Below are 19657 nucleotides of genomic sequence, written 5' to 3'. Positions count from 1 at the left end.
CAGATCTGATATAAAAGGGAGGGGATGACATGCATCGGGGGAAAGGAATGAAGTTTGTAGGAGATTCAAGGATACCGGCTGAAAAAAAACCGAATATACCGAAAGACTATTCAGAGTATCCGGGAAAGACGGAGGCGTTTTGGCCGAACTTCCTGCTGAAAGAATGGATGGTCGGAGCCGTTTTCCTCGTCGGATTTCTCGTTTTAACGATTGTGCACGAGCCGCCTTTGGAACGGGTTGCGGACCCGACGGATACGGGGTATATTCCGCTGCCGGATTGGTATTTTCTATTTTTATACCAGCTTTTAAAATATGAATATGCCGCAGGGAGCTACACCGTAATCGGCGCGATGATAATACCGGGGCTTGCTTTCGGGTCGCTGCTTTTGGCTCCGTTTCTCGACCGGGGTTCTGAAAGAAGGCCGTGGAAGCGTCCGGTTGCGGTCGGCATGATGCTTTTGGCGCTTTGCGCTACGATCTTTTTAACGTGGCAGTCAGTCGCGACGCATGACTGGGCGAAGGCGGAGGAGCAAGGGAAAATTAAAAAAGAAGCCGCTATTGATACAGAATCAGACGGTTATAAAGTATTTAAAGAACAAGGCTGTATATCCTGTCACGGGGATAATCTTCAAGGCGGAGGCGCCGGTCCGTCTCTGATAGATAACGGGCTGAGCCCGGAAGAAATAAAAAAGATCGCCGTCAAAGGAAAAGGGCAGATGCCTGCCGGTGTTTTTAAAGGGAATGACAAACAGCTTGATCAGCTGGCGAAGTTCATTTCTGAAACAACATCGAAATAACGTATTGTGAAGCAGACAATAGCAGGATATACTTTTATGAAAAGAGCTGACCAGATGTCAGCTTTTTTTGTATGATACATATCTTTTAAGGACTGAGAGTTGATGGTATGAGGTGGATTTCTTATCTTTTAGGGCGGCGCGGCATGCTTCTGCTTGCTCTTGCAGTTAATTTTATCGGTACGGTATACGGCTATTATTGGTATTTGCCGCAGCTTGCGGACACGCCGCTGCGTTTTCTGGTGTTTGTGCCTGACAGCCCGACGGCGACGTTTTTCTTCCTGTTTGTGCTTTTGGCATTTCTCATCGGAAGAAACGCGCCGCTGTTTGAAGCGCTTGCGCTTGTAACCCTTGTGAAATACGGGCTGTGGGCGGTCGGAATGAATATCTTTGTGCTGATCAAAATGGGCCAGATGCCTTGGGAAGGGTACATGCTGATTGCTTCACATTTCGCCATGGCCGTTCAAGGCGTTTTATACAGCCCGTATTTTCGGTTCCGGTTATGGCATCTCATCCTTGCCGCTGTTTGGACGCTTCATAATGACGTCATTGATTATCTTTTCGGCATGATGCCCCGCTACTCAATGCTTAGTGCCTATATGCAAGAGATCGGCTATGCCACATTCTGGCTGAGCATTTGTTCTCTCGGTCTTGCATACTTTTTGGTGATTTCCAAAAGGCGGATAAAGCTTGACTTACACTGATAGAATCTTGGTCTAACCTTGTCCCGCTCCTCATATTCTGTAAAAGAGAAGGAGTGGGAGGGACCTCTATGAAACGAAAGCTGACGATCTGTCTTTTGCTTGCTCTTATGTGTTTCATCACAACTGCCAAAGCTGAAGGTGAGGGGGGTCTCAAGGAACTGAACGACCTTTCGGATACCGTTTTCCAAATGACGCGGCATTCGCAGTATGATGAGGCCCTGCAAGTGCTTGGCTACTTTAAGAAAAAAATGACACACGTAAACTCACTGACCGGCGCCGAAGTCAGGCAGGTGACTCTGGGCTACAATGATTTAGTGCGGGTCTTGAAACAGGCAGATGCCTCAAATACCGAAAAAATACGGGCAGCCGCCCAGTTCAGGCTGGTAATGGATGCGATGGAAGATCACTCCGATCCGCTGTGGGGTTCGCTTGAACGACCGATTATGGCTACATTCAGCGCCTTAAAAGAAGATGTCAGCGGGAACGGAAGTGAGAATTTCAATGAAAAGTGGAATGAATTTATATCATTATATGATTTAATTTATCCCAGCCTGACAATGGATGTGTCGGCCGGCCAGCTTGATACGGTGGCGAAACATATCGAGGTGATTGAGCAGGAAGGGTTTCAGCAGATGACAAAAGGAACAAAGCTTGAACGGCTGACGCTTCTCCAGAAGGATTTAAAAAAGGTATTTGACAAGGTAGAACGGGATGACGCTGATCCTTCGCTGCTCTGGGTCATTCTGACAACAGGCGGTATCATTATTACTGCGCTGACATATGTCGGCTACCGAAAATACAGAGCGGAAAAAAAGAAAGAGAAAAAGCGTGAATATCCTAAGTCTAAATAAACACAAATTGCTGTAAAGGAGCTAAAGAAGGTGAAAAAACTCATCCAGCAATTGGCTTCAAAACACCTCCCGCAGCCGATCAGAGGCAGAAAAGGGGCGACTGATGAAGGACCGCGAAACCTCGCTCGTGACTTCCAGAATCCTGACATGCTCGTTCCGCCCTCAACGGATGCAGGAACGGTTCAAAACTTAAAATTCTCTTTTTCTGATACGCATATGAGGCTTGAAGACGGCGGATGGTCAAGAGAGGTGACGGTCAGAGAACTGCCGGTGTCCAAAAACATCGCGGCGGTGAACATGAGACTGAAACCGGGAGCGGTGCGGGAGCTTCATTGGCATAAAGAAGCCGAATGGGGATATGTGATAAGCGGAGAAGTCCGTTTAACCGCGGTCGACCAAAATGGGCGGAATTTTATTGATAACGTCAGTGAGGGCGATCTGTGGTACTTTCCTTCGGGCATTCCTCACTCCATTCAAGGAATGGAGCAGGGCAGTGAGTTTTTGCTTGTCTTTGATGACGGCTCTTTTTCAGAGAACAGCACCTTTTCAGTAACGGACTGGTTTGCTCATACTCCGCGCAGCGTGCTGCAGGCGAATTTCGGTGTTTCGGGATATGATTTGGCTTACATCCCTGCAAAAGAGCGTTACATGTTCCAGCTGGAACCGCCTCCCCCTATTGAACAGGCAGCAGTTTCTTCCCCGGAAGGCACCGTTTTGGAACCGTTCAGCTACAAGCTTTCACTGCAGGAACCTCTTGTTACCAGCGGAGGAAAAGTAAAGATCGTCGATTCAAAAACGTTTAAGGTGTCAAAAACGATTGCCGCCGCTCTTGTGGAAGTCGAGCCCGGAGGCATGAGGGAATTGCATTGGCATCCGAATACGGACGAGTGGCAGTATTATCTTTCAGGAGAAGCAAAAATGACGGTGTTTGCGGCGGAGGGAAGAGCGCGGACATTTAACTATCAAGCGGGTGACGTAGGATATGTTCCTTTTGCGATGGGTCATTATGTCCAGAATACCGGTGACACCGTGCTTCGCTTTCTGGAAATTTTCAAAAGCGACCGTTTCGAGGACATCTCCTTAAACCAATGGCTGGCGCTGACGCCGCAGCGCTTTGTCGAGCAGACGCTCAATGTCAGCCCGGCATTCGCCCGCCGGTTGAGAAAGAAAAAATCACCGGTTGTCAAATGGAAACACGAGGAGTAGGCGGCAAGAGCCGCCTTTTTATTATCGTCTGATCGGATTTTTATTTTCATCAAGCGTAAATCCTTCGCCGAGCACATCATGGACATCGCTTACAGCAACAAAAGCATGCGGGTCAACAGAAGTAATGACGCTTTTCAAAAGCACAATTTCGTTTTTCGGAACGACGCAGTAAAGAACGTCTCTGTCTTCCTTTGTATATGATCCTTGTCCTTTTAAAACGGTGACGCCGCGCTCCATCTCTTCAATGATCTTTTGCTGGATCAAATCGTTCTTCGAAGAAATAATCGTTGCGCCTTTTGCCGCATAACCGCCTTCCTGTATAAAATCAATCAATCTCGCAGCGACAAAAACGGCTACAAGCGTGTACATCGCTTCCTTGTAAGAAAGATACGTAAACAAAGAAAGCAGAATGACGCAGGCATCAAAGGCAAACATCGTCCGGCCCATCGGGATGCCGAAAAATTTATTGATCAGCCTGGCGATGATATCGACTCCGCCCGTCGTGCCTCCGTATTTAAAAATAATGCCGAGACCCGCGCCGATAAATACACCCGCGAACAAGGCCGCCAGAGCTAAATCATGCGACAGCGGCATATGAATTTCGTAACGCTGAAAAATACTCAGAAAAACGGAAAGAGAGACGGTGCCGATCAGGGTATAGACAAACATCGTCCGGCCGAGCATGCGCCAGCCGATGAAAAAGATAGGAATGTTTAATACCAGGTTGGAAATAGAAGGGCTGATGTGGAATAACGCATATAAGAGCAGCGTAATGCCGGTAAATCCGCCTTCCGCCAAATTGTTCTGCATATTAAAGTGAACCAGTCCGAATGAAAAAACAGCGGCGCCGATTAAAATAAAGCAAATATTTTTGATTCTGATTTCTCCAAGCATTGCATCAAACCCCTTTTCCTTCCATTAGATTGCGTAAATATTATAGTGGATACAAAAGAAAACAGCAAACTGCCGTTTTTAACATTTGTCAAATGTACTTGAATTAGCTAACATGGAAGAGATGACAGGAGGTATTCGCACAGTGAGTGACAAAACGATGAAAGACTTACAAGCTGAGGTCGATGAATATATCGGCCAATTCAAAGAAGGCTATTTCAGCCCGCTTGCCATGATGGCCCGTCTCACCGAAGAACTGGGCGAACTCGCAAGAGAAGTCAACCATTACTATGGGGAAAAGCCGAAGAAAACGACGGAAAATGAGAAAAGCATGGAAGAGGAAATGGGCGACGTGCTGTTCGTCCTGATCTGCCTCGCCAACTCCCTTGATATTTCATTGGAGGAAGCTCATAACCGCGTGATGCATAAATTTAATACACGGGATAAAGACCGCTGGACGAGAAAAGAAGAAGGAAAGTAGGAGAAACCATGTCAAATGAAACCATTAAAGTCGTCATTGCCGGACCGAGAGGCAGAATGGGCCAGGAGGCCGTAAAACTTGCTGTCCGCACGCCTCATTTTGAGCTTGTCGGCGCCATTGACCATACATACGATCAGCAAACATTGCGGGAAGTGATGTCAGCTGATTCAGACGCTCTTATCTATACGGATATCCGCGCATGTTTCCAGGAAACAAAACCGGATGTGCTGATCGATTTGACAACGCCTGAAATCGGCAAAAAACATACGAAAGCCGCTCTTGAACACGGCGTTCGCCCTGTTGTGGGAACGACTGGATTTTCTGAAGCGGATTTACAGGAACTTCACGCTCTCACCGAAGAAAAAGGGATCGGCGCTATCATCGCCCCGAATTTTGCGTTAGGCGCGGTGCTGATGATGAAATTCTCACAAATGGCCGCCAACTATTTTGAAGATGTAGAGATCATTGAGCTCCATCATGATCAAAAACTGGATGCACCGAGCGGAACGGCGCTGAAAACTGCGGAAATGATCTCAAATGTCCGTTCAGAAAAGCAGCAGGGTCATCCAGATGAAAAAGAAATTCTGCCAGGCGCCCGCGGTGCCGAATTAAACGGAATCCGCCTTCACAGTGTGCGTCTCCCGGGCCTTATCGCCCATCAGGAAGTCATGTTCGGCATGGACGGCCAGACGCTGAAGCTGCGCCACGACTCCTATAACCGGGCTTCCTTTATGTCAGGAGTGAAGCTGTCAGTAGAGCAAGTGATGAAAATCGACCAGCTTGTATACGGACTCGAAAATATTATCGACTGAATCGGCAAGGGGGAGAACATCAAATGAAAATCGCTTTAATTGCTCACGATAAAAAAAAGCAGGATATGGTTCAGTTTACGACCGCATATAAAGATATATTGAGCCATCATGAGTTATACGCGACGGGTACGACAGGCTTGAAAATCCAGGAAGCGACCGGATTGTCCATTGAACGTTTTCAATCCGGCCCGCTCGGCGGAGATCAGCAAATCGGCGCATTAATTGCGGCAAATGCCTTGGATCTCGTCATTTTTCTGCGCGACCCGTTAACTGCGCAGCCTCATGAACCGGATGTCTCGGCGCTGATCCGGCTGTGTGACGTATACGCGATCCCGCTCGCCACAAATATGGGAACAGCGGAAATCCTCGTCCGTACGCTGGACGGCGGGGCGTTTGATTTCCGCAATCTTGTGCGCGGAGGAGAGCCGAATGCCTGAACACGTTGATATTCTTGCGTTCGGCGCTCATAGCGATGATGTCGAGATCGGTATGGGCGGCACGATCGCAAAATTTACGGCACAAGGAAAAACCGCGGTGATATGCGACCTGACCGAGGCTGAATTATCATCTAACGGGACGGTAAGTATAAGAAAAGAAGAAGCGGCGGAGGCGGCCCGAATTCTCGGCGTAAAAGAGAGAATCCAGCTTACGCTTCCCGACCGCGGGCTTTTGAAAAGTGAAGATGCCATTTGCAGGATTGTCAGTGTCATCAGAGCCTGCCGGCCGAAAGCCGTTTTCATGCCTTATCCGAAAGACCGCCACCCAGACCACGGCAATGCTGCGGCATTGGTCGAAGAGGCGGTGTTCTCAGCGGGAATTCATAAATACAAAGACCATCAGCAACTTCCGGCTCACAAAGCTCAGAAAGTATACTATTATATGATCAATGGATTTCACCGTCCGGACTTTGTAATCGACATAACGGAAACCATCGATCTGAAAAAGGAAAGCCTGAATGCCTATCAAAGCCAGTTTATTTCTACGGCGCAGTCAGTGAACACACCGCTGACAAACGGTTATATCGAAATGGTGGAAGCGCGGGAAAGACTGTATGGCAAAGAAGCCGGGACGGGGTACGCCGAAGGTTTCTTTTCAAAACAGCTTCCCGTTTTGAATGATGATGTTTTTGGGGGCGGACAATGAGACCATTAAAAATAGGGATTACATGCTACCCGAGTGTCGGAGGCTCGGGTATTATTGCGACGGAACTCGGCAAGCTGCTTGCGGAAAAAGGGCACCAGGTTCATTTCATTACATCAAGCATCCCGTTCAGATTAAATACATATCATCCGAATATTCATTTTCATGAAGTGGAGGTCAACCAATACGCGGTATTTAAATATCCGCCGTATGACCTTTCGCTGGCGAGCAAAATCGCCGAGGTTGCCGCAAGGGAAAACCTTGATATCATCCACGCGCACTACGCGCTGCCGCATGCGGTATGCGCTTATCTCGCCAAACAGATGCTCAAGCGCGACATCGGGATCGTTACGACGCTTCACGGTACGGACATCACCGTTTTAGGATATGATCCGTCACTAAAAGATTTAATCCGTTTTGCCATCGAATCGTCCGATAGAGTGACGGCGGTATCAACCGCGCTTGCCGGTGAAACATATGACTTAATTAAGCCGAATAAAAAAATTGAGACCATTTACAACTTTATTGATGAACGTGTTTATCTTAAGAAAAATACAGAGAGTATAAAAGAGAAACACGGTATTTTGCCGGATGAGAAAGTCGTCATTCATGTTTCAAACTTCAGGAAGGTAAAACGCGTGAAGGATGTCATCCGTGTTTTCCGTAATATTGCAGCTAAAACAAAGGCAAAGCTTCTGCTTGTCGGCGATGGACCGGAAAAGTGCGTCGCTTGGCAGCTTGTCGAGAAATACGGTCTGCAGGATCAAGTGCTGCTCCTAGGAAATCAGGACAGGGTGGAAGAGCTGTATTCCATCAGCGACCTTAAGCTTCTTCTGTCTGAAAAAGAAAGTTTCGGACTCGTTCTCCTTGAGGCGATGGCCTGCGGCGTGCCGTGCATCGGAACTAATATCGGCGGGATACCGGAAGTGATTAAAGATCAAGTAAGCGGTTTTCTGGTGGAAGTCGGCGATATTCAGGCGGCTTCTGAAAAAGCGCTTGCGATTTTAGAAGACAAACAGCTCAGCAAACGTTTGACTGACCATGCGCTCAAAATGGTGGAGACCGCCTTTTCTTCGCAAAGAATCGTCAGTCAATATGAACGGATTTATGACGAATTGGCAGGACCGGAGTGATTTTATGGAACAGGAATTTGTCAAAGCCCTCCCCATTCTTCACCATCTGATGAAGGCTGGCCATCAGGCGTACTTTGTCGGGGGAGCCGTCAGAGACAGCTATATGAAACGAAAAATAGGTGATGTGGACATCGCGACCAGCGCTTCGCCGAATGAGGTGGAGCGCCTCTTTGAGCGGACCGTCGATGTAGGAAAGGAACACGGCACCGTAATTGTCTTATGGAAAGATGAAACCTATGAAGTTACCACCTTCCGTGCCGAATCAGAATATAAGGATTATCGGCGCCCTGAAGCTGTACGGTTCATTACTTCTTTATCAGAAGACTTAAAGCGGAGAGACTTAACGATTAATGCGATGGCGATGTCTGCCGAAGGAGAGCTGCTTGATTATTTCGGAGGCGCTCACGATATCGGGAAAAAGCTGATCCGTACGGTGGGAAACCCTGAAGACCGTTTTCGGGAAGACGCTCTGCGGATGATGAGAGCCGTCCGTTTTATGAGCCAGCTCGGCTTTGTGTTAGAGGAAAAAACAAAAAAGGCCGTCATAAAAGACAGGGAGCTTTTGGCGCACGTATCAGTAGAACGAAAGACCGTCGAGTTTGAAAAGCTTCTCCTTGGCACATCCTCAAATGAAGCGATTCAAACGATGGTGCAGACGGGTCTGATACAGGAGCTGCCCGGTCTTTCCGGTTATGAGCAGCAAATGCTCGAAGCAAGTGAATTTTCGTTTTCTTCCTTGGATGCGCGCGAAGAACGCTGGGCAGCGCTGTTATTATTTCTCGGTCTTAGTCCGAAAAACGCCGAGCCGTTTTTAAAACAATGGAAACTGCCGGGAAAAGTCATAAAAGGAGCGGTGCGGATCATAAGCGTGTATCCGGCGCAGCTGGAAGCAGAAGCGATGTACCGGGCGGGAGAGGCGCTGTTTTCAGCTGTTAAAATCGGAATGCTGAAAAAGCATAAGACGATTGATGAACAAAAGCTGAAAGAGGTTCAGAGCCTCTATGAGCAGCTGCCGATCAAAAGTCTCCGTGACCTCGACATTTCAGGCGCTGATCTGATGGAGTTCAGAAACCGCCGCGCGGGTAAATGGGTGGCCGAAGAACTGAGCCGGATTGAAGAAGCGGTATTAGCAGGAAAGCTCCCCAACCGAAAACATGACATAAAGGAGTGGCTCGCATCATGGGATCAACATTAAGAACCCAATTAATTGATTTATTTTCTGAGGCGGGCGACGGCTTTATCTCCGGGCAGAAAATAAGTGACGCGCTCGGCTGTTCGAGAACTGCCGTTTGGAAACATATAGAAGAGCTCCGCAAAGAGGGCTATGAGGTTGAGGCGGTCAGGCGGAAAGGGTACAGGCTCATCAAAAAGCCGGGAAAACTCAGTGAATCCGAAATCCGTTTCGGGCTGAAAACAGAGGTTTTGGGCAAACAGCTGTATTACCGGGACGTCCTGCCGTCCACCCAAAAAACGGCCCATGAACTTGCCAATGACGGTGCGCCGGAAGGGACGCTCGTAGTCGCCGATAAACAAACGGCAGGCAGAGGAAGAATGTCCAGAGTGTGGCATTCACAGGAAGGAAACGGGATATGGATGAGCCTCATTCTGAGACCGGACGTTCCGTTGCAAAAAACGCCGCAGCTTACCCTGTTATCTGCCGTTGCGGTCGTACAGGCTATTGAGGCCTTTACCGGTGTACAGCCCGCCATTAAATGGCCGAATGACTTAATGATTCACGGTAAAAAGGCCGTCGGGATTTTAACTGAGCTTCAAGCGGAAGAAGACCGTGTCCGTTCGGTTATTCTCGGGATCGGTATCAATGTGAACCAGCAGGAAACCGATTTTCCCGGCGAGCTTCAGGAAATTGCGACAAGTCTCAGCCTGGAGGCCGGCGGAAAAATTGACAGAGCGGGTCTGATACAAGAGATTCTGCTGACTTTTGAAAAACGCTATCAGGATTATTTAAAGCACGGCTTTACACCGATCAAGCTGTTATGGGAAAGTTACGCAGTCGGACTGGGGAACGAGCTCAGAGCGAGAACGCTGCAAGGGACGTTTTACGGAAAATCGCTCGGCATTGATGATGAAGGAGTTCTTCTCTTGGAAACGAAAGACGGCATAAAGAAAATATATTCTGCTGATATTGAGCTCAATTAATCTTAGTTGGTACAAGTCTCGCGAATTTGGTATACTTCCTATGGGCAGTATCATAATGAACTGCACCTGATCAGCAGAACAGAGACTACGAAAAGTCTGCCTTGATCCAAAAAAGGACTGGGACAGAGGGATGACATTCGCCGAACGTTAAACAAGTGGGAATCCTTCTTATTTTACAGAAGGCTTTTTTGCTTGCAAAGAATTGGCGGCTCATCTCCTCACCGTTTAGAGGAGGAGAATCAGAATGAAAACAAAACTGGATTTTATGAAAATGAAGGAAAACGAAGAGCCGATCGTGATGCTGACCGCTTACGATTATCCGCAGGCCAAGCTCGCGGAACAGGCTGGAGTCGACATGATTTTGGTCGGGGATTCGCTCGGAATGGTCGTGCTCGGGCTCGATTCAACCGTCGGTGTAACGGTCAGTGACATGATTCATCATACAAAAGCGGTCAAACGCGGTGCGAAAAATACGTTTATCGTAACTGATATGCCGTTTATGTCTTACCACCTTTCAAAAGAGGATACATTGAAAAACGCCGCGGCCATTATTCAGGAAAGCGGCGCTGACGCGTTAAAGCTTGAAGGCGGAGACGGCGTTTTTGAATCCATCCGCGCGCTGACTCTCGGCGGCATTCCTGTTGTCAGCCATTTAGGGCTTACACCGCAGTCTGTCGGAGTATTAGGCGGATATAAGGTACAGGGAAAAGATGAGCAAAGCGCGAAAAAGCTCATTGAAGACAGCATCAAATGCGAACAGGCTGGAGCGATGATGCTGGTCCTTGAATGTGTGCCTGCTGAACTGACAGCTAAAATAAAAGAAGAAGTATCCATTCCCGTTATCGGAATCGGAGCCGGTTCAAAAGCGGACGGCCAAGTCCTTGTTTATCATGACGTCGTCGGCCACGGCGTGGACAGAACACCGAAGTTCGTGAAGCAATACGCCAAAATCGACGGGACGATTGAGTCCGCGCTCAGCGGTTACGTCCGTGACGTGAAAGAACGGGTTTTCCCGGAAGAAAAGCACTCCTTTCAGCTGAATCAAACTGTGCTGCAAGGCTTGTACGGAGGAAAGTAAGCGATGAAACAAGTGACAGAAATTCAACAGCTGAAAGAACTGATTGCACAATACCGCTCAGAAGGCCGGACGATCGGATTCGTACCGACGATGGGTTTTCTTCATGAAGGGCATCTGACGCTGGTTGAAAAAGCGACCAAAGAAAACGATATTGTCGTGATGAGCATCTTTGTCAATCCGACTCAATTCGGACCGGGCGAGGATTTTGAAGCATATCCGCGTGATTTAAACCGCGATGCCCGGCTTGCGGAACAGGCGGGGGCAGATGTATTGTTTACGCCGTCTGCCAGTGACATGTATAAGGGTGAGCAAAATGTTGCCGTGCATGTAAAAAGAAGAACTGACGTGTTATGCGGCGCCTCCCGCATCGGCCATTTTGACGGAGTGGCTACTGTTTTGACGAAGTTTTTCAATCTCGTTAAACCGACCCGCGCCTACTTCGGCCTGAAAGATGCCCAGCAGGCAGCAGTTGTGGACGGATTGATTGAGGATTTCTTTATGGATATCGAATTGGTTGCGGTGGACACGGTCAGAGAAGAAGACGGGCTTGCTAAAAGCTCTCGCAACGTCTATCTGACTGAGCAGGAACGAAAAGAAGCGCCGATGATCTATAAAGCGCTGCAACAAGGCGCCGAGCTGATCAGAGACGGTGAAAGAAACCCGGAAAACGTCATAAAAGCCGTCACCGGCATCATCGAAAACACAAGCGGCGTCATTGATTATGCCGAATTGTACGCTTATCCGGAGCTGACTCCGCTTGAAACGTTAAACGGGAAGATCATTCTGGCCTGCGCCGTTCAATTTTCTAAAGCAAGACTGATTGATAATATCATTATTGATATTGATGAATGGGAGAGATCATAATATGTACCGTACTATGATGGCCGGAAAACTGCACCGCGCTACCGTGACGGAAGCCAATTTAAACTATGTCGGCAGCATTACGATTGACGAAGATCTTTTGGATGCCGTCGGAATGCTCGTTAATGAAAAAGTTCAAATTGTAAATAATAACAACGGAGCGAGACTTGAAACGTATATTATTCCCGGTAAACGGGGGAGCGGCGTCATCTGTTTAAACGGAGCCGCCGCCCGTCTCGTCCAAGAGGGAGATAAAGTTATTATTATTTCTTATCAAATGATGTCTGATCAGGAAGCAAAAACCCATCAGCCGAAGGTGGCGGTGCTTGATGATCAGAATAAAATCGAGCAGATGCTGGGCCAGGAGCCGGCGCACACGATTTTGTAAAAGAGCCCCCTTCATGGGGGTTTTCTTTTAAGATTTAGGGGCAAAAGCTGTTTTTCCGCTCCATTTCTGAACAAAACGTGTTACACTTTTCTCGTATGCAAGAATTGAGGTGTCCATTTTAATGAACAAGCAACGGTTCGTTGTCATAGATGTCGAAACAACAGGAAATTCGCCGAAAAAGGGCGATAAAATCATTCAAATCGCAGCGGTTGTCATTGAAAATGGACAAATAACTGAGCGGTTTTCAAAATATATCAATCCGAATCAGGACATCCCGCCGTTTATTGAACAGCTGACCGGAATTTCAACCGGTATGGTTGAAAATGAACTGCCGTTTGAAGCGGTCGCAGAAGAGATTTTTCATCTGCTTGACGGCGCGTATTTTGTTGCGCACAATATTCATTTTGACCTCGGATTTGTCCGGCATGAACTGAGCGAAGCGGGTTATGAGCTGACGGATTGCGAAGTGCTTGATACGGTTGAGCTCTCGCGTATTGTTTTCCCGGGATTTGAAGGGTATAAGCTCGGTGAATTGTGCGCGGAGCTGAATATTGTTCATGACCGGCCTCACCGCGCAGACAGTGATGCGGAGGTTACGGGACTGATCTTTTTAGACATTTTACATAAACTGAAACATCTGCCTTTGCCGACGTTAAAGCAGCTTAGAAGGCTTTCACAGCATTTTATCAGCGATTTGACGCTGCTTTTGGATTCTTTTATTCATGAAAACAGGCCGGCGGCAGAAGAGAGCTGCATTCCATATGCCTCTTTTTCAATTAAAGAGCCCGAACAAATCCCGGCATCCCGGCCGGTGAGCGCTGCCATTGACCTTGAAAAATGGAACGAAGAAAAAGAACGGCTCTTATCTGACATCATCCCCCGCTATGAAAGGCGGGAAGGGCAGCTTTCGATGATGGATGAAGTCCTTGGTGCCTTCCGCAATCGGGAGCATGCGCTTATTGAAGCGGCGCCCGGCATCGGAAAAACGATCGGTTATCTCGTTCCGGCTGTTTTATTTGCCAAAGCGGAACAAACTCCCGTCATTATCAGCACGTACTCTACTCTTTTGCAGCAGCAGATCATGTCTAAAGATCTTCCGCTTTTGGAGTGTATGTTTCCTTGGCCGGTTCAGGCCGCTATTTTAAAAGGAAAATCGCATTATCTGTGCTTGCGCAAGTTTGAACATATTCTGCATGAGGAAGATGACAACTATGATGCGGTTCTGACGAAGGCGCAGCTTCTCATCTGGCTGACGGAGACTGAAACGGGCGACTCAGCTGAGCTGAATCTTCCTTCGGGCGGGAGATTGCTGTGGGAGCGCATGTCTTATGATGAGGATTCTTTTTTGAAAAAAGGGAAGGAATCGGCCGCCGGATTTTATGAACGGGCTAAAGAAAAAGCGCAGGCCGCAGATCTGATTATCACAAACCATGCTTTGCTGTTTTCAGATCAAAGCAGTGAAACAAAAAAACTGCCTGCAAGCGGAACGGTCATCATTGATGAAGCGCATCATTTCGAACGCGCCGCCAGCGAGCATTTAGGACGCAGAGCTTCATACATCGGGTTGCACACAAAGCTCAGCCGAATCGGAACGTTGAAGGAACACGGGCTGTTAAAGCGGATGACAAAACTGTTTTATACGTATGATTTGCCGGCGGAAAGTTTTTTTGACGCCGATGAGTGGATGAAGCATATTCAATCTGAAAGCGACGCATTTTTCAGTTCAGTGCATTCTTTTGTCAAACGAAGAAAACCTAAAGACGATCTGAACCGTCTCGTCTATAGTCTGAATCATAAAAGCCAGGATAAAGGGCTTTTCATGATAACGGACGGAGCGGAGCGGCTTTGTGCGATGCTTGATCAGCTGCTCGACTTGTTTTCCGTACAGGAGAAAATGTTACATCAAAAGCTTGATGAGATGAAAAGCGGAGCGGCTTTTTTAGCGGCCGAATATGTAAAGTGTATCAGAGGGCTGAGAGAATACCGTGATACGTTCAGCCGGCTGCTGTTTGAAAATGATGAGAAAGAGGCCGTTTGGGTTGAAATTGATGCGAAAGGCGCAAAAAACGCCGTCAGCATCTATGCACAGCCCCTGGAGCCCGGTGAAATGCTGGCGGACCAGTTTTTCGCCCGCAAAAAAAGCGTTGTGCTCACATCAGCGACCTTAATGGTGGAGCAGTCTTTTCAATTTATGATTGAAAGGCTGGGACTTTCGGACTTTTATCCGCGCACCAAAAGCATCCCGTCTCCTTTTTCTTATGATGATCAGATGAACGTCATCATTCCGAAAGAAATGAAATCCGTCAAATATGACGGAGAGCGGGAAGTCATTGAGCATATTGCTAAGTATGCAGAAATCATGTCAAAGGGAAAACAGCCGAAGATCCTTATCCTGTTTACATCTCATGATATGCTGAAAAAAGTGTATCAGGAATTGAAACTCAGTATGGAGATCTCAGGCATTCAGCTTCTTGGCCAAGGCATCTCGGGCGGGAGTCCCGGTAAATTAATGAAAACCTTTAAAACGGCCAGCCGGGCGATTTTGCTCGGGACGAATCATTTCTGGGAAGGCGTTGATTTTCCGGGAGATGAATTGTCAACCGTCATGATCGCAAGGCTTCCTTTCCGGGCGCCTGATAACCCGCTTCATGCCGCAAAATGCGAATACGCTAAGAAGCAGGGGAAAAACCCGTTTCAGACCATTTCTCTGCCTGAGGCCGTATTAACGTTCAGACAGGGAATCGGGCGCCTGCTCCGTACGGCGGGAGACAAAGGAACGATCGTTCTGTTAGATCAGCGTGTCAAGACGGCTGGGTACGGACGGCTGTTTCTTGAAGCGCTCCCGACGTCATCCCTTTTGGAACTGACGGATGACGAACTCGCAGATTACGTCAGCCAAACGGAATAAAAGCCGCATAAACGCGGCTTTCGTGGTGTGGGATGAGGAATTGTTTATATAGTAAAAGCGGGTTCATGCCGCCTTGTGATTTTATTATGCCGCGCGTGTATCCCGTTATGACTAACAAAATTTGTTCGACCGATGGAGGGTATAAAAATGGAAAGCAAAATTGAGATTCTTTCTACGATTAATGTGGAGCATTCGGATGATTTATATAAAATCGTCGATACATTAAACCGGACTTTGAAAAGGGACAATCTGATGTTCGGACTTGCGCTTGACGAAGAAAATCAAAATGAAGCGGTCTTCACCATTTATCGCACATAGGTGAAAAAAGATGAGAAAAAAAGCATTAATATTTACAGCCGTATTTGGTATTATTTTTTTAGCAGTTCTTTTATTTTCGGCCAGCATTTTTAAATCTGCAATGGCTCAAAAAGAAGAAGGCCACGAAACAGCTGCCGCTGCCGCTAAAGAAAAAACGAATCTGACAGATGCTGAGAAAGTGGAAACCTTTGTCGGTAAACAGAAGTATTACGTTGTTTCCGGAACGGATAAACAAGGAAAAGACATGTATGTATGGGTTCCGGCCGACAAAAAAGCAAAAATTCTCTCGAAAAAAGCCAGTGACGGCATTTCAAGCGGCAAGGCTGCCAAGATCGTTCAGGACGCAGGGCTTGTTTCCAAGCTGAATGACGTCCACCTGGCGAGAGAAAATGATGTCCTGCTGTGGGAAGTGACCTACATCAACAAAAACGGGCAATATAGTTTTAGCTATGTGGACTTTACAAGCGGCAAGATTCTCAAAAACATCACACCGTGAGACGTATTAGGGGGAGTTCAAGTTGAAATTGGCAAAAAGAGTATCCGCATTAACACCGTCTGCAACACTTGCAATTACCGCAAAAGCGAAACAGCTGAAAGCAGAAGGCCATGATGTCATCGGCCTGGGAGCAGGAGAACCGGATTTTAATACGCCTCAGCACATTATAGATGCCGCGGTGCGTTCCATGAATGAAGGACATACGAAATATACGCCTTCTGGCGGTCTGCCGGCGCTGAAAGACAGTATCGCTGAAAAATTCAAAAATGATCAGGGAATTGAATATCAACCGTCTGAAATCATTGTCTGCACCGGAGCGAAACACGCCCTGTATACGTTATTTCAGGTCATTCTCGATGAAGGGGATGAAGTGATTATACCGACTCCTTACTGGGTAAGCTATCCAGAGCAGGTGAAATTGGCGGGAGGGCGTCCCGTCTATATCGAAGGATTGGAGTCCAATCAGTTTAAAATTTCACCGGAGCAGCTGAAGCAGGCGGTCACGGAGAAAACCAAAGCAATCATTATCAACTCACCGAGCAACCCGACAGGTGTCATGTATACGAAAGAAGAGCTTGCAGAACTCGGAAAAGTGTGCCTGGAGCATGACATTCTGATCGTTTCTGACGAGATTTATGAGAAGCTTACATACGGAGGAAAAAAACACGTCTCAATCGCACAGCTTTCAGATAAATTGAAAGAGCAGACGATCATCATTAACGGCGTGTCGAAATCCCACAGCATGACGGGCTGGAGAATCGGTTATGCGGCCGGTTCCGAGCCGATTATCAAAGCGATGACGAGCCTTGCGAGCCACAGCACATCAAATCCGACGTCCATCGCTCAATACGGCGCCATTGCGGCATACAACGGGCCGGCTGAGCCGCTGGAAGAGATGAGGCAGGCATTTGAGCACAGACTGAATACGATTTACGCTCAGCTCAGTGAAATTCCCGGATTTACCTGTGTCAAGCCTGAAGGGGCGTTTTACTTGTTCCCTAACGCCAAAGCGGCAGCAGAAAACTGCGGATTTAAAGATGTCGATGAATACGTGAAGGCGCTTCTGGAAGAAGAAAAGGTCGCCATCGTGCCGGGCTCGGGCTTCGGTTCACCAGACAACGTCCGCTTATCTTACGCAACGTCACTTGATCTTTTAGAAGAAGCGGTCGAGAGAATCCGCCGCTTTACGGAAAAACACAGCTGATTCTGAAAAAGCGGCTTTTGAAGCCGCTTTTCATCTGCATTGACCCCGTAAGAGTAGAACGGGTATAATAAAGTGATGAAAAAAGAGATTCAGGCAGATTCCTGAATGTCTTTCTTGTTCTGGAGGGAAAGATTTTGAAAACAACAATCAACCAAGTGTATAAACACACAGGCGAGGAAGTAACGATTGGAGCTTGGGTCGCGAATAAACGCTCAAGCGGTAAAATCGCATTTTTACAGCTGAGAGACGGTACGGGCTTCATTCAGGGAGTTGTCGTCAAAGCTGAAGTTGAAGAAAACATCTTCCAAATCGCAAAATCAGTGACGCAGGAGACGTCACTTTACGTAAAAGGGATTGTAAAAGAAGACGAGCGTTCACCGCTTGGCTATGAGCTTGCGGTTACGTCCATTGAAGTCATTCACGAAGCGACTGATTATCCGATTACACCTAAAGAGCACGGCACGGAATTCTTAATGGACCACAGACATTTATGGCTCCGTTCGAAACGCCAGCATGCGATTATGAAAATCCGCAACGAAATCATCCGTGCGACTTACGAATTTTTCAACAAAGAAGGCTTCGTGAAAGTTGATCCGCCGATTTTGACGGGAAGCGCTCCTGAAGGCACGACTGAGCTGTTCGCGACGAAATATTTTGATGAAGACGCCTTCTTGTCTCAAAGCGGCCAGCTGTATATGGAAGCTGCAGCAATGGCGCTTGGAAAAGTATTCTCATTCGGACCGACATTCAGAGCGGAAAAATCAAAAACGAAACGCCACCTCATCGAATTCTGGATGATTGAGCCTGAAATGGCATTTGTCGAATTTGAAGAAAACCTTGAAGTTCAGGAGAATTATGTTGCTTATATCGTACAAAGCGTCCTGAAAAATTGTAAGATCGAGCTGAACACATTAGGTAGAGACACGTCCAAGCTTGAACAAATCAAAGCGCCGTTCCCGCGCATTACGTATGATAAAGCGATCGAATTCCTGAAAGAAAAAGGATTCGACGATATTGAATGGGGAGATGACTTCGGTGCGCCGCATGAAACAGCGATCGCGGAAAGCTATGACAAACCGGTGTTTATCACTCATTATCCGACGTCATTAAAACCGTTTTATATGCAGCCTGCTAAAGATCGTGACGATGTCGTGTTATGTGCGGACTTGATCGCTCCGGAAGGCTACGGGGAAATCATCGGCGGTTCAGAACGCGTTCATGATATGGATTTATTGGAAGAAAGATTAAAAGAGCACGGTCTGGATTCAGATGCGTACAAATGGTATGCTGAACTCAGACAATACGGTTCTGTTCCGCACTCCGGCTTCGGCCTCGGACTTGAGCGGACAGTGGCTTGGATTAGCGGAGCGCCTCACGTGCGTGAAACGATTCCGTTCCCAAGACTTCTGAACCGTCTGTATCCGTAATAGTTATAAAAAACGAAGTCTCCTGTAAGGGAGACTTTTTCTAAGTAAAGGGGAAAGCTCCCGGAGATAACCTTTTACAGTAAGAGGTGTAAGCATGAAAAAACAGCAATTTATAGATATGCAGGAACTCGGCATTTCAAGCATCCCTAACCTGCTGCTGACACATTATCGGCAGCTCGGGCTGAATGAAACCGAATTGATCCTGCTTTTGAAGATTAAAATGCATTTGGAAAAGGGCTCTTATTTTCCGACGCCGTTTGAACTTCAATCAGGCATGTCCATTTCTGCTGAAGAATGTACAAGCTGTCTGAGAATGTTCATTCAAAAAGGCTTTCTGTTCATTGAAGAATGTGAAGATCATAACGGCATAAAGTTCGAAAAATATTCTCTGCAGCCGCTATGGGCGAAGCTGTATGATTACATTCAGCATTCACAAAACGAAACGCAGGAAAGAACGTCAGAAAGAGAGCAAAAAAGCCTGTACACCATCTTTGAAGAAGAATTCGGAAGACCGCTGTCTCCGCTTGAATGTGAGACGCTGGCCATATGGCAGGACCAGGATCAGCATGATGCGATTTTGATTAAACATGCGTTAAAAGAAGCTGTTTTATCAGGAAAGCTCAGTTTTCGCTATATTGACCGGATTTTATTTGAATGGAAAAAGAACGGCTTCAAAACGGTTGAGCAGGCGAAGGCGCACAGCCAAAAATTCCGGCGCGTTCAAACGAAACAAAATGAACCGCAAAAAGAGTATACGAGGCAGGTGCCTTTTTACAATTGGCTGGAACAGTAACATGAGAAGGAGAGA

Annotated in this window: 21 protein-coding genes; 20 read left to right on the top strand and 1 reads right to left on the bottom strand. The window is 47.3% G+C overall.

The window, feature by feature from the left end:
- The first annotated feature begins 29 nt into the window (after positions 1-29).
- From MHH91_RS11855 to MHH91_RS11840, 4 genes are all read left to right on the top strand, one after another.
- Complete coding sequence (locus tag MHH91_RS11855; RefSeq protein WP_013352667.1) at positions 30-797, top strand: menaquinol-cytochrome c reductase cytochrome b/c subunit; 768 nt, start codon at positions 30-32, stop codon at positions 795-797.
- 107 nt (positions 798-904) lie between these two features.
- The gene (locus MHH91_RS11850; RefSeq protein ID WP_014470053.1) at positions 905-1498 is read left to right on the top strand and encodes a DUF1405 domain-containing protein; all 594 of its coding nucleotides are present in this window, start codon (positions 905-907) and stop codon (positions 1496-1498) included.
- Positions 1499-1566: 68 nt separating this feature from the next.
- A complete protein-coding gene (ypjB, locus tag MHH91_RS11845; RefSeq protein ID WP_013352665.1) occupies positions 1567-2349 on the top strand; it encodes a sporulation protein YpjB in 783 nt (260 codons plus the stop codon).
- Positions 2350-2379: 30 nt separating this feature from the next.
- Positions 2380-3555 carry an oxalate decarboxylase family bicupin gene (locus MHH91_RS11840; RefSeq protein ID WP_013352664.1) on the top strand — a complete coding sequence of 392 codons (1176 nt, stop codon included), beginning with the start codon at positions 2380-2382 and terminating at the stop codon, positions 3553-3555.
- Between the two features lie 21 nt (positions 3556-3576).
- On the opposite strand, the gene MHH91_RS11835 is transcribed toward MHH91_RS11840, so the two are convergent.
- On the bottom strand, positions 3577-4449 hold the full coding sequence (locus tag MHH91_RS11835) for a YitT family protein (protein WP_013352663.1): 873 nt from the start codon (positions 4447-4449) through the stop codon (positions 3577-3579).
- Between the two features lie 142 nt (positions 4450-4591).
- On the opposite strand from MHH91_RS11835, the gene MHH91_RS11830 reads away from it, so the two are divergent.
- The 16 genes from MHH91_RS11830 (at position 4592) to dnaD (ending at position 19642) form a co-directional block, all read left to right on the top strand.
- On the top strand, positions 4592-4927 hold the full coding sequence (locus MHH91_RS11830; RefSeq protein ID WP_003153495.1) for a nucleotide pyrophosphohydrolase: 336 nt from the start codon (positions 4592-4594) through the stop codon (positions 4925-4927).
- An 8-nt stretch (positions 4928-4935) separates the two neighbouring features.
- Positions 4936-5739, top strand: a complete 804-nt coding sequence (gene dapB, locus MHH91_RS11825) for a 4-hydroxy-tetrahydrodipicolinate reductase (protein ID WP_013352662.1) — start codon at positions 4936-4938, stop codon at positions 5737-5739.
- 23 nt (positions 5740-5762) lie between these two features.
- Complete coding sequence (mgsA, locus tag MHH91_RS11820) at positions 5763-6176, top strand: methylglyoxal synthase (protein WP_013352661.1); 414 nt, start codon at positions 5763-5765, stop codon at positions 6174-6176.
- The gene (bshB1, locus tag MHH91_RS11815; RefSeq protein ID WP_013352660.1) at positions 6169-6882 is read left to right on the top strand and encodes a bacillithiol biosynthesis deacetylase BshB1; all 714 of its coding nucleotides are present in this window, start codon (positions 6169-6171) and stop codon (positions 6880-6882) included. Before mgsA ends, bshB1 begins: the two co-directional genes overlap by 8 nt.
- Positions 6879-8012 carry an N-acetyl-alpha-D-glucosaminyl L-malate synthase BshA gene (gene bshA, locus MHH91_RS11810; protein WP_014470055.1) on the top strand — a complete coding sequence of 378 codons (1134 nt, stop codon included), beginning with the start codon at positions 6879-6881 and terminating at the stop codon, positions 8010-8012. Before bshB1 ends, bshA begins: the two co-directional genes overlap by 4 nt.
- A gap of 4 nt (positions 8013-8016) precedes the next feature.
- Positions 8017-9207 (top strand): CCA tRNA nucleotidyltransferase, encoded by a 1191-nt coding sequence (locus tag MHH91_RS11805; protein WP_013352658.1) that lies wholly within the window; start codon positions 8017-8019, stop codon positions 9205-9207.
- Complete coding sequence (locus tag MHH91_RS11800; RefSeq protein ID WP_013352657.1) at positions 9192-10169, top strand: bifunctional biotin--[acetyl-CoA-carboxylase] synthetase/biotin operon repressor; 978 nt, start codon at positions 9192-9194, stop codon at positions 10167-10169. Before MHH91_RS11805 ends, MHH91_RS11800 begins: the two co-directional genes overlap by 16 nt.
- Positions 10170-10413: 244 nt before the next feature.
- Positions 10414-11247 carry a 3-methyl-2-oxobutanoate hydroxymethyltransferase gene (gene panB / locus MHH91_RS11795; protein ID WP_013352656.1) on the top strand — a complete coding sequence of 278 codons (834 nt, stop codon included), beginning with the start codon at positions 10414-10416 and terminating at the stop codon, positions 11245-11247.
- Between the two features lie 3 nt (positions 11248-11250).
- The gene (panC, locus tag MHH91_RS11790) at positions 11251-12111 is read left to right on the top strand and encodes a pantoate--beta-alanine ligase (protein ID WP_013352655.1); all 861 of its coding nucleotides are present in this window, start codon (positions 11251-11253) and stop codon (positions 12109-12111) included.
- A 1-nt stretch (position 12112) separates the two neighbouring features.
- The gene (panD, locus tag MHH91_RS11785) at positions 12113-12496 is read left to right on the top strand and encodes an aspartate 1-decarboxylase (RefSeq protein WP_013352654.1); all 384 of its coding nucleotides are present in this window, start codon (positions 12113-12115) and stop codon (positions 12494-12496) included.
- Between the two features lie 121 nt (positions 12497-12617).
- Positions 12618-15404, top strand: coding sequence for an ATP-dependent DNA helicase DinG (gene dinG / locus MHH91_RS11780; protein WP_013352653.1), 2787 nt, complete (start codon positions 12618-12620; stop codon positions 15402-15404).
- Between the two features lie 147 nt (positions 15405-15551).
- Positions 15552-15722, top strand: coding sequence for a YpmA family protein (locus MHH91_RS11775; protein ID WP_003153512.1), 171 nt, complete (start codon positions 15552-15554; stop codon positions 15720-15722).
- A gap of 10 nt (positions 15723-15732) precedes the next feature.
- Complete coding sequence (gene tseB, locus MHH91_RS11770; RefSeq protein ID WP_013352652.1) at positions 15733-16218, top strand: cell wall elongation/penicillin-binding protein regulator TseB; 486 nt, start codon at positions 15733-15735, stop codon at positions 16216-16218.
- Positions 16219-16240: 22 nt separating this feature from the next.
- Complete coding sequence (locus MHH91_RS11765) at positions 16241-17422, top strand: pyridoxal phosphate-dependent aminotransferase (RefSeq protein ID WP_014470056.1); 1182 nt, start codon at positions 16241-16243, stop codon at positions 17420-17422.
- A 134-nt stretch (positions 17423-17556) separates the two neighbouring features.
- On the top strand, positions 17557-18849 hold the full coding sequence (gene asnS, locus MHH91_RS11760; RefSeq protein ID WP_013352650.1) for an asparagine--tRNA ligase: 1293 nt from the start codon (positions 17557-17559) through the stop codon (positions 18847-18849).
- Positions 18850-18943: 94 nt separating this feature from the next.
- Entirely contained in the window at positions 18944-19642 is a 699-nt protein-coding gene (gene dnaD / locus MHH91_RS11755; RefSeq protein ID WP_013352649.1) for a DNA replication protein DnaD, read from the top strand.
- The last annotated feature ends 15 nt before the right edge of the window (positions 19643-19657 follow it).

Origin of the sequence: Bacillus sp. FSL K6-2819 (assembly GCF_038008305.1) — a bacterium.
In the GTDB taxonomy this organism is placed as follows: Bacteria; Bacillota; Bacilli; order Bacillales; family Bacillaceae; genus Bacillus; species Bacillus amyloliquefaciens.
Note: the sequence above shows the minus strand (reverse complement) of the source record. Positions and strands in the feature narration are given on the sequence as shown.

Coding starts and splice junctions, on each gene's coding strand:
- MHH91_RS11855 (WP_013352667.1), top strand. CDS start 30: ATGCATCGGGGGAAAGGAATGAAGTTTGTAGGAGATTCAAGGATACCG.
- MHH91_RS11850 (WP_014470053.1), top strand. CDS start 905: ATGAGGTGGATTTCTTATCTTTTAGGGCGGCGCGGCATGCTTCTGCTT.
- ypjB (WP_013352665.1), top strand. CDS start 1,567: ATGAAACGAAAGCTGACGATCTGTCTTTTGCTTGCTCTTATGTGTTTC.
- MHH91_RS11835 (WP_013352663.1), bottom strand. CDS start 4,449: ATGCTTGGAGAAATCAGAATCAAAAATATTTGCTTTATTTTAATCGGC.
- dapB (WP_013352662.1), top strand. CDS start 4,936: ATGTCAAATGAAACCATTAAAGTCGTCATTGCCGGACCGAGAGGCAGA.
- mgsA (WP_013352661.1), top strand. CDS start 5,763: ATGAAAATCGCTTTAATTGCTCACGATAAAAAAAAGCAGGATATGGTT.
- bshB1 (WP_013352660.1), top strand. CDS start 6,169: ATGCCTGAACACGTTGATATTCTTGCGTTCGGCGCTCATAGCGATGAT.
- bshA (WP_014470055.1), top strand. CDS start 6,879: ATGAGACCATTAAAAATAGGGATTACATGCTACCCGAGTGTCGGAGGC.
- MHH91_RS11805 (WP_013352658.1), top strand. CDS start 8,017: ATGGAACAGGAATTTGTCAAAGCCCTCCCCATTCTTCACCATCTGATG.
- MHH91_RS11800 (WP_013352657.1), top strand. CDS start 9,192: ATGGGATCAACATTAAGAACCCAATTAATTGATTTATTTTCTGAGGCG.
- panB (WP_013352656.1), top strand. CDS start 10,414: ATGAAAACAAAACTGGATTTTATGAAAATGAAGGAAAACGAAGAGCCG.
- panC (WP_013352655.1), top strand. CDS start 11,251: ATGAAACAAGTGACAGAAATTCAACAGCTGAAAGAACTGATTGCACAA.
- panD (WP_013352654.1), top strand. CDS start 12,113: ATGTACCGTACTATGATGGCCGGAAAACTGCACCGCGCTACCGTGACG.
- dinG (WP_013352653.1), top strand. CDS start 12,618: ATGAACAAGCAACGGTTCGTTGTCATAGATGTCGAAACAACAGGAAAT.
- MHH91_RS11775 (WP_003153512.1), top strand. CDS start 15,552: ATGGAAAGCAAAATTGAGATTCTTTCTACGATTAATGTGGAGCATTCG.
- tseB (WP_013352652.1), top strand. CDS start 15,733: ATGAGAAAAAAAGCATTAATATTTACAGCCGTATTTGGTATTATTTTT.
- dnaD (WP_013352649.1), top strand. CDS start 18,944: ATGAAAAAACAGCAATTTATAGATATGCAGGAACTCGGCATTTCAAGC.